At 70.9% G+C, this 13,872-nt stretch carries 17 protein-coding genes; 8 read left to right on the top strand and 9 right to left on the bottom strand.

Features of this window, described 5'->3' with window-relative positions:
• Positions 1-28 precede the first annotated feature (28 nt).
• The 5 genes from E4P38_RS00330 (at position 29) to E4P38_RS00310 (ending at position 3,920) form a co-directional block, all read left to right on the top strand.
• Positions 29-619, top strand: coding sequence for a rhodanese-like domain-containing protein (locus E4P38_RS00330; protein WP_135129741.1), 591 nt, complete (start codon positions 29-31; stop codon positions 617-619).
• A 28-nt stretch (positions 620-647) separates the two neighbouring features.
• A complete protein-coding gene (locus E4P38_RS00325) occupies positions 648-1,427 on the top strand; it encodes a sulfite exporter TauE/SafE family protein (protein WP_135129740.1) in 780 nt (259 codons plus the stop codon).
• Between the two features lie 369 nt (positions 1,428-1,796).
• Positions 1,797-2,051: an SHOCT domain-containing protein gene (locus E4P38_RS00320; protein ID WP_135129739.1), complete on the top strand. Its 255-nt coding sequence runs from the start codon at positions 1,797-1,799 to the stop codon at positions 2,049-2,051.
• A 77-nt stretch (positions 2,052-2,128) separates the two neighbouring features.
• Positions 2,129-3,490 carry a multicopper oxidase family protein gene (locus tag E4P38_RS00315; protein ID WP_245160694.1) on the top strand — a complete coding sequence of 454 codons (1,362 nt, stop codon included), beginning with the start codon at positions 2,129-2,131 and terminating at the stop codon, positions 3,488-3,490.
• A 103-nt stretch (positions 3,491-3,593) separates the two neighbouring features.
• Positions 3,594-3,920: a rhodanese-like domain-containing protein gene (locus tag E4P38_RS00310; RefSeq protein WP_135129737.1), complete on the top strand. Its 327-nt coding sequence runs from the start codon at positions 3,594-3,596 to the stop codon at positions 3,918-3,920.
• 14 nt (positions 3,921-3,934) lie between these two features.
• On the opposite strand, the gene E4P38_RS00305 is transcribed toward E4P38_RS00310, so the two are convergent.
• Complete coding sequence (locus E4P38_RS00305) at positions 3,935-4,288, bottom strand: metalloregulator ArsR/SmtB family transcription factor (protein ID WP_135129736.1); 354 nt, start codon at positions 4,286-4,288, stop codon at positions 3,935-3,937.
• A gap of 87 nt (positions 4,289-4,375) precedes the next feature.
• Between E4P38_RS00305 and E4P38_RS00300 the strand changes: the two genes are divergently transcribed.
• Positions 4,376-6,436: a heavy metal translocating P-type ATPase gene (locus E4P38_RS00300; protein WP_135129735.1), complete on the top strand. Its 2,061-nt coding sequence runs from the start codon at positions 4,376-4,378 to the stop codon at positions 6,434-6,436.
• A 320-nt stretch (positions 6,437-6,756) separates the two neighbouring features.
• Here the strand turns inward: E4P38_RS00300 and E4P38_RS00295 are convergent, their stop codons facing one another.
• From E4P38_RS00295 to E4P38_RS00275, 5 genes are all read right to left on the bottom strand, one after another.
• The gene (locus E4P38_RS00295) at positions 6,757-7,071 is read right to left on the bottom strand and encodes a hypothetical protein (RefSeq protein ID WP_135129734.1); all 315 of its coding nucleotides are present in this window, start codon (positions 7,069-7,071) and stop codon (positions 6,757-6,759) included.
• A gap of 278 nt (positions 7,072-7,349) precedes the next feature.
• Entirely contained in the window at positions 7,350-8,198 is an 849-nt protein-coding gene (gene efeU, locus E4P38_RS00290) for an iron uptake transporter permease EfeU (protein ID WP_135129733.1), read from the bottom strand.
• A gap of 421 nt (positions 8,199-8,619) precedes the next feature.
• Positions 8,620-9,078, bottom strand: coding sequence for a DUF1707 domain-containing protein (locus tag E4P38_RS00285; RefSeq protein ID WP_135129732.1), 459 nt, complete (start codon positions 9,076-9,078; stop codon positions 8,620-8,622).
• Positions 9,075-9,749 carry a phosphatase PAP2 family protein gene (locus E4P38_RS00280; protein ID WP_135129731.1) on the bottom strand — a complete coding sequence of 225 codons (675 nt, stop codon included), beginning with the start codon at positions 9,747-9,749 and terminating at the stop codon, positions 9,075-9,077. Before E4P38_RS00280 ends, E4P38_RS00285 begins: the two co-directional genes overlap by 4 nt.
• Positions 9,750-9,856: 107 nt before the next feature.
• Complete coding sequence (locus E4P38_RS00275; protein ID WP_135129730.1) at positions 9,857-10,408, bottom strand: PepSY domain-containing protein; 552 nt, start codon at positions 10,406-10,408, stop codon at positions 9,857-9,859.
• Between the two features lie 221 nt (positions 10,409-10,629).
• Here E4P38_RS00275 and E4P38_RS00270 point away from each other — a divergent pair, with 221 nt between their 5' ends.
• Positions 10,630-11,565: a protein phosphatase 2C domain-containing protein gene (locus E4P38_RS00270; protein ID WP_167760373.1), complete on the top strand. Its 936-nt coding sequence runs from the start codon at positions 10,630-10,632 to the stop codon at positions 11,563-11,565.
• A 24-nt stretch (positions 11,566-11,589) separates the two neighbouring features.
• Positions 11,590-12,078, top strand: a complete 489-nt coding sequence (locus E4P38_RS00265) for a phosphatase PAP2 family protein (RefSeq protein ID WP_135129728.1) — start codon at positions 11,590-11,592, stop codon at positions 12,076-12,078.
• Between the two features lie 84 nt (positions 12,079-12,162).
• Here E4P38_RS00265 and E4P38_RS00260 read toward each other — a convergent pair whose 3' ends face one another.
• The 3 genes from E4P38_RS00260 to E4P38_RS00250 form a co-directional block, all read right to left on the bottom strand.
• A complete protein-coding gene (locus E4P38_RS00260; RefSeq protein WP_209308846.1) occupies positions 12,163-12,708 on the bottom strand; it encodes a PepSY domain-containing protein in 546 nt (181 codons plus the stop codon).
• A gap of 134 nt (positions 12,709-12,842) precedes the next feature.
• Positions 12,843-13,457: a DedA family protein gene (locus E4P38_RS00255; protein ID WP_135129727.1), complete on the bottom strand. Its 615-nt coding sequence runs from the start codon at positions 13,455-13,457 to the stop codon at positions 12,843-12,845.
• 65 nt (positions 13,458-13,522) lie between these two features.
• Positions 13,523-13,807 carry a YggT family protein gene (locus tag E4P38_RS00250; protein WP_135129726.1) on the bottom strand — a complete coding sequence of 95 codons (285 nt, stop codon included), beginning with the start codon at positions 13,805-13,807 and terminating at the stop codon, positions 13,523-13,525.
• Positions 13,808-13,872 lie beyond the last annotated feature (65 nt).

Here is a 13,872-nt window from a genome sequence, read left to right as displayed (position 1 = left end):
CTCACCCACGCATCCGAGAAGGACATCCATGCACAGCCCTAGCCCTGACCGTATCGACGCGGCGACCGTGCTCGACTGGCTGCGCGACCCCGACGCGGTGACCGTGATCGACGTCCGCAGCCCGGCGGAGTACGAGACGGCGCACATCGCCGGCTCCTACAACGTTCCGCTGAACCTGCTCGGCGAGCACGCAGCCCAGCTCGCCGCACGGCTGGACCGCAAGGTCGTACTGGTGTGCCAGTCGGGGACGCGGGCGGCCGAGGCGCAGCAGCGTCTCACCGGTGTCGGCGCGGCTAACGTGCACGTGCTCGGCGGGGGCGTCCCAGCGCACGCCGCGGCCGGCGGCGAGGTGATCCGTGGTCGTACGCGGTGGTCACTGGAGCGGCAGGTCCGCCTCGTCGCCGGGTCGCTGGTGGTGGCCGGGGTGGGTGCGGGTCTGCGCGCGCCCAAGGCAGCACTTCTTGCCGGTGGCGTCGGCGCCGGCCTGACCCTGTCGGCGCTCACCGACACCTGCACCATGGGCCGGATCCTGGCCGCACTGCCCCACAACCGCGGCCCCCACCAGCGCACCGCCGCCGAGGTCATCGACCAACTGCCCGAACGCCGGCGGGCGGCGTGACCGACGACGGGCGGGGGCAGGGACGCTGATGGCCGCGGCGCTGGGCCTGGGTCTGGTCATCGGGATCCTGCTCGGGCTGCTCGGCGGGGGTGGGTCCATCCTCGCCGTCCCCGCGCTGGTCTACGGCGTGGGCACTCCGCTGGCCGTCGCCGTCCCGACGTCCCTGCTCGTCGTCGGCGTCTCCTCGGCCACTGCCGTTCTGCCGCGGCTGCGCCAGGGGCAGGTTGCCTGGCGGATCGCCGGAGTGTTCGGGGCGGCGGGCGCGGGGGCCGCATTCGCCGGGGCCGCGGTCAACCGGCTGCTCGACCCCCGGGTCGTGCTGATCGGGTTCGCCGCGCTGATGGTCGCCGCCGGGGTGCGGATGCTGCGTGAGCAGACCGCGGTCGGCGGGGACTGCGCCCTTCCCGGTGGCGGGGTGAACTGGCGCGGGTGCCTGCCCAAGGCCATCGGATCCGGCGTGGTGGTCGGCTTCCTGACCGGGCTGTTCGGGGTCGGCGGCGGCTTCCTCATCATCCCCGCGCTGGTTCTGCTGCTCGGGCTGGAGATGACTGTCGCCGTCGGCACCTCGCTGGTCATTATCGTGATCAACTCGGTGGCCGGGTTCGCCGCGCACGCGGGCGATGCCGCGCTGGACTACCGGATCGCGGCGGCCTTCACCCTGGCCGCGGTGGTCGGCTCGCTTGCGTCGGCGAAGTTCGCCTCCCGGCTACCGGCCGAACGGCTTCGCCGCTGGTTCGCCTACCTCGTGTTCGCGGTCGCAGCGTTCGTCGTGGTCCAGGCCCTGGTCAACCCGTCGGCGACCGGCTGAGACCAGCGGGCAACCGACATGACAAGGAGGACGGCACCCATGGCCGGCACCGCGCACCACGTCCTTTCGGTCGGCTCGTCGAGGCCAGGGTCGACGGCCGCCATTTGTCGGCGGTGGCTGGTCGAGCAGCACCGCGCGGGTGGTGGCCTTCGCGGTGAACCCTGCCCCCGGACTCGCCTGGCTGATCTCCTACTCCTCCGGTCGATGGCGCCGAGCCGGCCGGGATCGGAAGCACCATCGGCGCGCGACCGCCGGCGCTGAGGGGCGATCCGCTGCCCACGGCGGTTCCGGCGCGGACCGCGAGAGATGACCCCGTAACGGGCGGCTGCCCGCACACGGCCAAGAGTGTCGACCAGGAGGGACATCGTGATGGGTTACGGATCGGGCATGGGCTGGGGGTGGATTTTCTGGCTGCTGATGCTCATCGGGATTGTGCTGGTGATCGTGGTGGTGGTCCGGCTGCTCGGCGGCGGCGTCCGTCGCGAGGACGACTCGACCCGCGCGGATGCCAGGCCGTCGGGTAGGAGCCGCGCGCGGGAAGTGCTCGACGAGCGCTACGCCCGCGGCGAGCTGACCACCGAGGAGTACCGGGAGCGGTTCACCGCACTGGGGGAGAACGAGTAGTGCAGCCGATCAGCCGCAGGCGCGCCCTTCAGTTGGGCGGCCTAGGCCTGCTCAGCGCCGTGGCCGGGGGCGCCGGCTTGACGTGGCAGTCCGCCGCCGGATTCGACACCGCACCGGGTCTCGCGCTGACCGAGCCCGAGCTGCTCCGCAGCAGCGGCGGCGGACTCCAGGTGACCCTGCGAGCGGCCCAGGGGCCGACCCGGGTCGCCGGGCGAGACTCGACCACGCTGAGCTACAACGGCGGCCTCCCCGGGCCGACGCTGTACCTGCAGCCTGGTGACCGGCTGCAGGTGCGGCTGGTCAACGACCTCGACGCCCCCACCAACCTGCACGTTCACGGCCTGTACGTCTCGCCGGCAGGCAACGGCGACAATGCGTTCGTCGTCGTGCAACCGGGAGAGTCTTTCGACTACGACCATCAGCTGCCCGACGACCATCCCCCCGGCGTGTACTGGTACCACCCGCACCACCACGGCATGGTCGCCGACCAGGTGTTCGGCGGTCTCTACGGCGCGATCGTCGTCGGCGACCCCGAGCCGGTGGCGGTGACCCGCGAGAGGGTGCTGGTGATCTCCGATCTGACCCTCGACGGATCCGGCCGGGTGTCTGCGCCGTCGGCGATGGCGCGGATGGCTGGCCGCGAGGGGGAGCTGCTCCTGATCAACGGCCAGTCGCGGCCGGTGCTCACCGCCCGACCGGGCGAGCGGGAGCGCTGGCGGATCGTCAACGCCTGCTCGGCCCGCTACCTGCGGCTGCGGCTGGACGGGCAGCAGCTGCAGCTGCTCGGCCTCGACTCCGGCCGCTACCCAGAACCACGGGACGTCGAGGGAGTCGTCCTCGCCCCCGGCAACCGGTCGGACCTGCTCGTCACCGCCAACGAGGGCTCCGGCGTCCTGCAGGCGTTGCCGTACGACCGCGGCGGGACGGGCGGCATGATGGCCGGCTCGACGTCGTCCGACGGCGCAGGGATCACCCTGGCGACCCTGGATGTCACGGGCGCCGCGGTGGCCGCCCTTCCTCCCGTCGCCACGCAGCCCTCGGCGCGCGACCTGCGCGGCCTGACGGTCGGCGGCCGGCGCGACCTCACCTTCGCCATGGGCATGGGCGGCGGGGGCGTGCAGTTCACCATCGACGGCAAGGTGTTCGATCCCGAACGGGTCGACCAGGCCGTGCAGCTGGGCACCGTGGAGGAGTGGACCCTGACCAACGCCTCGTCCATGGACCATCCGATGCACCTGCACGTCTGGCCCATGCAGGTCGTCGCCGAGGGCGGTAAGCCCCTCGACGAGGTCATGTTGCGCGACGTCGTCAACATCCCCGCGGGCAGCCAGGTGACCGTGCGCGTCGCATTCGACCGCTACCCCGGCCGCACCGTCTACCACTGTCACATCCTCGACCACGAGGACAACGGCATGATGGGCGTTCTGACCGCGACCTGACTGGCCCCCCGCTCACCGGAGCGAGGAGGACGGATGCGACGTGGAGGGCGGGTCCGGCGCCAAGAACCGCGCAGAGCTGCAACGGCTGCACGCCTGACTCGGCGTGCCGACGGTCGGCGAGTTCGAACTCACCGAGATGGTCGAGCAGGGCGCCCTCGTGATCGACGGCCACACCCGCGGCTCCTTCTGGGGGCGCACGATCCCGCGTTCGGTGCACATTCCCCACGATCAGATCATCGACCGCCGGGACGAACTCGACCCGGGCCGGGTGTCCGTTGTGCTCTGCAACGACCCCCAGTGCCCGCAGTCGCCGAACGCGATCCGGGGCCTGTTGGGGGCGGGCTATCCAGCGCAGGGGCTGGCTTACCACCGGGGCGGGATGCACGATCGGTTGACCCCCGCGATGCCCACGGAGGCACGCGAGGACTGACTGATGTGGGTCTGTCAGCCGGCGCTGCGGTCGGGTGCACCGAGCCGGAGGTGCTCTGCGTGGTAGACGGCTTCGTCGAGCAGCTGGGCGACGTGGTCGTCATAGAGGGCGTAGGTGATGCTCCGGCCGTGACGCTGCCCGTCGACCAGGCCGAGGTGGCGCAGTAGCCGCAGTTGGTGGGAGACCGCGGACTGCTCCATCTTTACGTCCGCGGCGAGCTGGTTCACCGTGGCAGGGCCTTCCCGGAGCCGGCCGAGGATGAGGAGCCGGCTGGGCGTGGCCAATGCCTGCAGTGTCTCGGCTACAGCCTTCGCCGCGGCCAGATCCAGGCGAGCCGCGCGTGTGCGTGCCTCTGGCCCGTGGCTCATCGGGTCAGCATATCGCCAGAGAGCATGAACACGTCTTCATGCTTAGAGTGGGTGGGTGTTCACCGCTTCGGCACCCTGGGGTGTCGCATGACCTCGACCCTGTCCACTCCGCCCGGCGCCGATGTCCGGCGCGGCGCCGCGAGCGGGGTGCGGTCGGGCTTGTGGGGGCTGTTGTCGATGGCCGAGGTGCGTTGGGCGGCCGCCGCCACCGTGCTGTTCGCGGTCGGCGGGGGCTTCCAGCTGGCCGGCGCCCCCACGGCGGTGTGGTGGGCCTGTTACCTGGGCGCCTACGTCACCGGCGGGTGGGAGCCGGCGCTGGCCGGGTTGCAGGCGCTGCGGGAGAAGATCCTCGACGTCGACCTCCTCATGATCGTTGCGGCCCTGGTGGCGGCCTCTATCGGTCAGGTCTTCGACGGGGCGCTGCTCATCGTCATCTTCGCCACCTCGGGGGCGCTGGAGGCCTTCGTGACCCGCCGCACCGCCGACTCGGTGCGAGCCCTGCTCGACCTTGCCCCGGAGCAGGCCACCCGGGTCCGGGACGACGGCACCGAGGATGTCGTGGGCACCGCCGACCTCGCCGTCGGGGACGTGATCCTGGTGCGCCCCGGCGAACGCGTCGGCGCCGACGGGGAGGTGCTGGAGGGCGCCAGCGAGGTCGACCAGGCGTCGATCACCGGTGAGCCGCTGCCGGTGCTCAAACAGACCGGCGACGAGGTCTTCGCCGGCACCCTGAACGGCACCGGCGCCCTGCGGGTCCGCGTGGACCGCGCCGCGGCCGACTCGGTGGTGGCCCGGATCGTGGCCATGGTCGAGGAGGCCTCGGCCACCAAGGCGCAAACGCAGCTGTTCATCGAGAAGGTGGAACAGCGCTACTCCGTCGGCATGGTCGTCGCCACTCTGCTGATCTTCGGCGTCCCGCTGACGCTCGGGGCGGAGTTCGAACCAGCCCTGCTGCGGGCGATGACCTTCATGATCGTCGCGTCCCCCTGCGCGGTGGTGCTGGCCACCATGCCGCCGCTGCTGTCGGCGATCGCCAACGCCGGCCGCAACGGTCTGCTCGTGAAGTCCGCCGTGGTGATGGAGAAGTTCCGCGACGTCACCGTCGTCGCGTTCGACAAGACCGGCACCCTCACCGAGGGCACGCCCCGGGTCGCCGAGGTGACCCCGCTGGGTCACACCGGCATCGACGGCGACGCTTTACTGCGGTTCGCCGCCGCGGCGGAGCGACCCAGTGAGCACCCGTTGGCCCGCGCCGTCGTGGCCGCAGCCCACGACCGGGGCCTGAACCTGCCCCAGGCACAGGACTTCACCTCCGCCCCGGGCCGCGGGGTCACCGCCACCGTCGAGGGCCGCGTCGTCCGGGTGGGCTCCCCGGCACTGCTCACCAATCCAGCCGTCCTCACCGCAGACGAGGCGCCTGAACGCGCTCGGAAGGCCGTCGCCGATCTGGAGGCATCCGGGCGCACCGCAGTCGTCGTCGTGCTCGATGACCTGCCCGTCGGTGTTCTCGGACTGGCCGACCGGCTGCGACCCGACGCCCGTGCCACCGTGGCCGCGCTGACCGCCTTGACCGGCACCACCCCGGTCCTGCTCACCGGCGACAACCGCGGCGCCGCGCGCGGGTTGGCGGAGGAGGTCGGGATCCCCGACGTCCGCGCCGGACTGCTGCCCGCCGACAAGGTCGAACAGGTCAGGGGGCTGCAGGCGGCGGGTCACCGAGTGCTACTGGTCGGCGACGGCGTCAACGACGCTCCCGCGATGGCCGCTGCCGACCTCGGGGTGGCGATGGGGCGGCACGGCTCGGACCTGGCGCTGGAGACCTCCGACGCCGTCATCGTGCGCGACGAGTTGGCCATCCTGCCGAAGATCATCGACCTGTCCGGACGGGCCCACCGGGTCGTGAAGGCCAACCTGGTCTTTGCCGCGACCGTCATCACGGTCCTGGTCACCTGGGACCTCATCTGGATCCTGCCGCTGCCGCTCGGCGTGGCCGGCCACGAAGGATCCACGATCGTGGTGGGACTCAACGGACTACGCCTGCTGCGGGGCGCAGCCTGGCGCCGCGCCGGTGCGGGGGCCGGGCGGTTCGAGCATGGCGGCGCGGCGTCCGCCCATGTCCACGAGACCGCGCCGGCCGCGAAGGCCTGATGGCCCACCGCAAGCAGATCACGTGCTGCCGCTCCACCCCCCGCTGCCAGAGCTGCCCCGCTCGCCAACTCCGGCGTGGGAGCCACGTCGAGGCAAGAAGGCCGACGGCGACAGCAGCACGCCTCGTCGGGGCTGACGGCCGAGTCCGGCTCGCCGTCGATCTCGACGCTGCCCTGGCTCAGGGACGTCCTGATGGCCGGCGGTTCGGGTGAGCCCCGGGACTGGACGGGCGCCCAGCGCTGTCGATCGCCTGAGACGGTGACAAGCTTCGTCGAGCAGTTCCAGGTGGGTTCGGTCGAGTGACGTCCGGGCGGTTGCGATCAGCAGTATTCGCTGTCGCTGTACGGCGTCGGTGGAACGCAGCCACCCTCCGTGCCGAAGACGTTGTCCGAGTCGATGAGCCCGATGTCGAGCCGCTCCGGAGCGCCGTTTCCTGGATAGCGACCTATCGGCGCTCCATCGATTGCGACCTCGTAGCAGGGCAGGACAGGCACCTCTATGTCGAACTGGAAGGCGCAGTCGAATCCAGAGAATGTCGAGCCGACCACGGCCGCCGTCGGGCGCTGCGGTGCTCCACTGCCGACCTCGACGGTGATCTGTTCGTCTCCGCAGCCGTTCGTCGGGCCGTCGAGCACAACACATGCGTGAGGGTGTTGGCCGGTCTGGCGCCGGTCACTTCCGCTGGTGTGGTGGAGTCCGCACGGACTGCGGACCCGTCCTTGCGGGAGCAGGCAGCCACCATGAGCAGGGTGAGGAGCCACAGCAGACGGACGCGCATGGCCGGGGACCGTACGGGCAAGCCATGCGACGAACGCGGTGGTGACACCGCAGGCGGTCGCGGCTGAACACCGGCCGGCGTCGTCGTCGAGATAGTGGGTGTTTCTTGGCGCTGGTTGGAGGTCCGAGGAGAAAGTCAGCGAGCAGGCGAAGCAGTCACCAAGGACGTGGTGGCCGCAGGTGCAGGACGCCGCGTAGGCCGCAGGAAGAGGACAAAGACCGGCATTATGTACGCCAGCCACGCGATCGCCTGCAGCCAAGTCGTGACCGGGGTGAAGTTGACCGTGCCGCGCAGCAAGGTCCCGTACCAGCTGTCCGGCGGCACCGCTCCGGAGACGTCGAACGCCACGGTGTTGAGGCCGGGCAGGATCCCCGCCTCTTGTAGGTCGTGGACGCCGTGGGACAGCACGCCGGCAGCTACGACGATCAGGATCGCGCCGGTCCAGCGGAAGAACGTGGCCAGGTTGATCCGCAACGCTCCCCGGTAGAACAGGTGGCCGAGAACCACCGCGGTGCCCAGCCCGAGCGCGGCACCGGCGACCGGCTGGGTGTTCTGGCCGGTCGCCTCTACCGCCGACCAGATGAACAACGCCGTCTCCAGCCCTTCGCGGCCGACGGCCAGGAACGCGGTCAGCACCAGCGCGCCGGTGCCCATCGCCAGTGCGGCGTCCAGTCGGCCGCCGAGCTCAGCCTTCAGCGATCGCGCGGTGCGGCGCATCCAGAACACCATCCACGTCACGAAGCCCACCGCGATGATCGACAGGATGCCGCCGAACGTCTCTTGCGCCTGGAAGCTGAGCTGACTGGAGGTGAAGGTCAGCAGCGCACCGAACCCAAGGCTGAGGACGACCGCCACGCCGATGCCGATCCACACCGGGCCAAGCCGGTCCCGGCGGTTGGATTTCACCAGGTAGGCCACCAGGATGCTGACCACGAGGGCGGCCTCGAGACCTTCGCGTAGGCCGATCAAGTAGTTGGCGATCACCGGGGAGCTCCTCCGACTAGGGTGGCTGGAGGTTAGCCTGCCCTAATTACCGGGGTCCACGGCGGGCGCACCCCCTTCTGTCATCACCGGATGTCGTCCCTCGGCGGACCCGGATGGTCGGTGCGAGGTGGAGCAGCACCGATGTGAGGAAGCCATCGTTGTCGACGAACTCTGGTGAGGCCCGAGGACCACGGTCAGGACGACGAGCGCCACGGACCGTGCCGTCCACGCTGAACGGGCGGGAGCCCGAGCCCTCCTACTCGTCGCCCCGCACGGAGCGGGGATCAGGCTGCAGTCCCTCACCGACAACAAAGAGCAGCGGCCGGACCGACGCCGGGTCGACCACGCAGACGCCGGCTGTTGCCGTGCCCAGCACGGTCACATCCCAGGAGGTGACGGCGAGGTAGCACAGCGGCGGAACTCAACGTCGATCGATGTCGAGGTGATGCTCGTATCCGCCGTCGAGAAGTCCGTGCGCGGCCAGGACTCCGACCGTGACGAGCATCCCGATCAGGAGCACGGCAGCGAGGAGCATGACGACGAACCGTCGCGAGCGCACGCCGGACGCCACGCTGGTCTGGACCTCATAGCGCAGCTGCGCCGCCAGAGTCGACCCCAGCCGCAGCCAGCCGACCGGAGAGGCAGGGATCGGTTCGGGCGTCGGTGGCAGGTCCGCGGTCAACGGCGGCAGTTCGTCGACGAAGCGGGCAGCGAACGCGGTGGACAGCCGCTCTCCTCCCTCGTCGTGGGTGAGCAGGCCACGCGCCACGGCTTCTTGCAGGAGGGCCGCGACTGCCGCTCGGTCGGTGTCCGACGCGCGCACGCGCGGCGGGGTGTGCGATCCGATTGCGTCGTTGCTGGCGTCGGGCACTGCGGTCATGACTGTTCCTCTCCTCTGGTCGTGCGGGCGGTCAACCAAGCAGTGGCGCCCAGGACGATCGCAGCCAGGGCGTAGGAGGCCAGCACGTCGGTCAGCCAGTGGTCGCCTAGGTACAGGCGGCTGAGTCCCATGACCGCCGCAGCCGTGGCGGCCCCGGCGCATGCCAGGAAACGGCGTGCTCTCGTGCGGAGGTGCGGCCAGGCGAGCAGGACGAGCGCGCCCAGGAGCACGGAGGTCAGCAGCGTGTGTCCGGAGGGGAAACTCCAGCCCGATGCTTGAGTCCCGAACATCGAGGCTGTCGAAGGCCGGGCCCGGCCGATCACCAACTTGAGTCCGGTGCTGAGCAGCGCACCACCACAGAAGGCGACCGCCAGGGTGGCCAACGGGCGCCACCTGCGGCGGACCAGCCCGACAGTCAGCGCTCCGACGAAGGCAAGTGCCGGGACGCCGACCGCGATGGCGGGACTGCTGACAACCTCGAGGGCTCGGGACAACCAGCCGGTGCGGTGGTCGATCAGCCAGCGCAGCACGGGGCGGTCGCCCTCGGCGACCCCCTCGGTCGTGAGCACCATGGTGAGCAGCGCGGCGAAACCGAGGAGGCCGGTGACGGTCCAGAGCCGGGCAGCGAGTGCCCTCGGCCGGCGGACCGGGGCGAGGGCTGACATCGGCATGGGATCAGGGTCGGTCGTGAAGCTGTGCACGAGCTGGCAGCCTTCTGGTCGCGGCGAGGGCGGCCGGTTCCGGTGCCGCAAGGCGGCACCGGAACCAGCTGACTCGGTCAGTCCTGCTGGTCGCCGGCCTGCTCCGGCTGGTCGGCCACGTCGGCCGGGTCACCGGAATCCTGTGCCTGCTGAGCGAGGATCGTCCCGTTGCCGGCGTCCACCAGGATCTCGGTCACCGTGCCGTCGGCACCGTTGACCTCGACGCTGTAGACCACGAAGCCGTTCTCGGCGTCGAGCGTCGTCTCGGCGACGGAGCCGGGCACGGCGGTCAGGGCTGCCTGCTCCGCCTGTGTCTGGGACAGGGTGGCCAGCTTCTGCAACGCTGCCTGCTCCTGACCGTCGCTGCCCGAGTTCTCCTGTCCGTCGGGCTGCTCGGTCTCAGCCGGGGCCGGAACCGTGCCGGTGAAGGTGGGGTCGGAAGCCTCCTGTGCGCTCCCGGCGCCGCCATCGGGACCGTCGGCGTGCTCGCCGTCGGTCTGCTGCTGGTCCGCTGAGATCGTGGACGAACTGGGGCCGGCCGCCGCCGCGATCGACGCACCGCCGCCGACGACGACGGCTGCCAGCAGCCCGGCTGCGGCAAGCTTGGCCTTGTTCCGACGCAGGTTCATCTCTTCCTCCTTGACACCAGGCACCGGGTGGCGCCTCGGTGATGACCACGATGCGGCGCCGATCCTGTGTCGCGGCTGAGCCGCTGAGAGCCTGCTCAGCGAAGGGGAAGCCCGCCCGGAGTGACCACGTGAATCCGAGGGGGTCGGTCCTCACCGTGCTTCGGAGCGGTATCCCGGTCGTCTCTCAATCGCCTCTCAGCCACGACGCGGAACCTGGTGTCATGACCAGCACATTCGGCCTCGTTCTCGACACCTCAGCCGCCCGGACGGGAGGGGTGTCCGGACCTGTCAGCCCGCCGGCCGCTGCCGGCACTGCCTGGGCCGGGGCGCACCGCCTGGCGTTCCAAGGAGCAGCCAGATCGATTGTCGGGCCTCGCACGGACAACCAGGACGCCGCGCTGGCGTCTGCTTCCCTCATAGCCGTCGCGGACGGTGTCGGCGGGAAGGTCGGCGGTGCGGTCGCATCGTCACTGGTGATCGACTCGCTGGCACGGACGGCGGAGGCGTGGCCGAGCGCAGATCAGCCCGACGCACTGCGCCGAGCCGCAGCGGTCGCCAACGGCTGCCTCCAGGTGGCCAAGACCCGTCGACCGGGCTTGACGGGGATGGCTACGACCCTCACAGCGGCCGCGCTGGGCACGAACGGATGCATCCATGTGATGCACGTCGGCGATACGCGGCTGTACTTGTGCCGGGCTGGAGAACTGGTCCAGCTGACCAGGGATCACACGCTCGTGCAGTCGCTCAAGGATGCCGGCACCATCACCGACGCGCAGGTGCGATCCCATCCGCTGAGGTCGACGCTCCTGGCCGCCCTGCACGGCCGAGCAGACGACCTCTCGGGCGTCCAGAGCATCACCGTGCCGGTGCAGCTCGGCGACCGGCTGCTGGTGTGCTCCGATGGTTTGTCCGGGGTGGTCGAGCCCGAACTGATCAACCGCATCCTTGGGGACGAGGGGGAGCCTGACCGTGTCGTGTCCCGGCTGTTGCGGGCGGCCCTGGCTGCCTCCACGCGGGACAACGTCACGGCAGTCCTCGTTGACGTGGTGGTGGCTGCGGACGGCGTCAGCCACCCTGTCATGCGCGTGGGCTCCCCGGAAACAACGGGGTGCGAGACGTTCAGGCGATGTTCAGGCGGCGCCGGGCAGCGTGAATGACATGCCGACACCTCCACCGCGCACGTGAACGTACTCATCGTCGCCACGGCCCAGTACCTGCTCTACGTACTGGCCGCTATCGCGGGCCTGGTCTGGCTCACCCGCCCTCGCACCGACAAGATCATGCTGGCCGCGCAGTCGCTCGTCGGTCTCGCCCTGGTGGGCGTCGGCATCTGGGTAGCCGGCGCACTGCACGTCGATCCTCGCCCGTTCGTCCACGACCCGTCGTCGGCTGCGCTGTTCGCGCACGCGGCCGACAACGGTTTTCCCTCCGACCACAGTGCAGCGGGCGGACTGCTGGCCGCACTCCTCTTCCCGTACAGGCGACTGGTGGGGGTCGCGATCGGGGCGGGCGCAGTTCTCATCGGCGTGGCCCGGATCGCGGCTCACGTGCACCACAGCCAGGATGTCATCGCCGGTCTGGGTATCGGTCTGAGCGCGGGAGTTCTGGCCGTCATCGGCGTGAGATGGCTGGCAGGTGTTCGCAGTCGCCGCATGTCGACCTTCGTGTGATCGGGCCGCACGCACGGCGGCCCCCGGCCGGCTGGCCGGGGGCCGCGTGCTCAGGCGAGTCGCGCCGCGAAGGGTGGCAGGACGTCAGTCCTGCGCGTCGTTCGGCCCCTCCGGCTGGTCGGCTGAGTCGGCCGCTTCCTGCCCGTCCTCGGCCTCCTGGGCCAGAACCGCGCCGTTGCCGGCGTCGATCTTGACCTCGGTCACGTTGCCGTCGGTCCCCTTGATCTCGACGCTGTAGACGACGAAGCCGTTCTCGTTGCCCAGCTCGCTCCCGCCGACCGTCCCGGGGACGGCGGCCACGGCAGCCTGCTCCGCCTGCTGAGGCGTCACGGTGGCCAGAGCCTGCAGCGCGGCAGATTCCTGGTCCTCGTTGCCGGATGCTTCCTGCCCGTCGGGCTGCTCGGTCTCCGCCGGGGCCGCCACGCTGCCGGTGAACGACGCGTCCTCGCCCTCCTGGTCGCTGCCCGGCCCGCCGTCAGGACCGTCGGCGGTCTCACCGTCGGTCTGCTCCTGGTCGGCGGTGGTGCTGTCCGACGACGACGCGGCCGCGATCGAGGCCCCACCGCCGACCAGCACGACTGCCAGAACGCCGGCGGCAGCCAGCTTGTGCTTGCTCAGCTTCGTGTTCACAGTTCTCCTCCTCCGTCGAGCGCCGGATGGCGCCCACAGGCGACCCACTGTGGGGACCGCCCGCTGTGAAGACGCTGAAACTGAAACGCCCGCAGTCCGGCGCAGCTGTGCCAGCGATCGGCGTCCGGTACGCGTCAGCCGAGTGACTGGTGCCGCCGCCGGCGGCGCACCAGCACCCCGACGGCCAGCGCGAGCACCACGGCGGCCAGGAGGACGGCACTGGTACGTCCGAGCGCGCGCTCGGCCGCCGCGTAGGAGTGTCCGGCGAAGAAGCCCAGCAGGACGACGCCGACGCCCCAGACCAGCGCGCCAGCCGCGTTGAACGCGAGGAAGCGCCGGTAGGGCATCCGACTGGCACCGGCCAGCGCCGGCATCACGGCACGAAGGAAGGCGGCGAACCGGGCGAGGAAAACCGCCCAGCCGCCGCGTTCGCGCAGCGTGCCCTGAGCGCGGGCGAGTCGACCGGCGTGGCGACGCAGTGGTCGGGTCACCAGGATGCGCGGCCCGAAGTGGCGACCCACCTCGTAGCCCACGCTGTCCCCGGCCACGGCGGCGAACACGACCAGTACCAGCAGTGCGGCCACGGACAGTCGGCCTGTGGCCGCGAGTACCCCACCGAGCACGACCGCGGTCTCTCCCGGCAGGACGAAGCCGACGAAGAACGCGGCCTCGGCAAAGACCAGGACGGCGATGATCACGTACGCCCAGGGGGCCGGCACGGCGACTATCCGGTCGATCAGCGTTGTCATGTGCCTTCTCCGTGCTGGTCAAGTCGGTCGTGTCGGGGCGCCTAGCTCGGTCGCGGCCGTGGCGATCAGGCGCCGGGAAGCAGCGCCGCCACGAGGCTCAGCGCGAGCAGCACCACCGGAATGGACAGGTCGAGGGCGACCGATCCCAGTCGCAGCGGAGGGATCACCCGCCGCACCGGCGCCAGGATCGGCTCGGTGAGGCGGGCGAGCGCCGTGTCGACGCGGACGACGCCCGGATGGCGGCCGCCCGGTCCGGCCAGGACGAGTACCCAGCTGCTGACGATCCGCGCGAGCAGCACCAACTGGACGACGGTGATCGCGGCCGCAACGAGGCCGAGGACGGTCGACATGGAGCACCTCCGGTTCGGGCCGGTCGGCCCGCCGGACCCAGCGTCGGCCCGCTGTGCTGAGAAGA

This window comes from Blastococcus sp. CT_GayMR16 (assembly GCF_004570875.1).
Taxonomy (GTDB): domain Bacteria; phylum Actinomycetota; class Actinomycetes; order Mycobacteriales; family Geodermatophilaceae; genus Blastococcus_B.
This window is presented reverse-complemented; position numbering and strand designations above follow the sequence as displayed.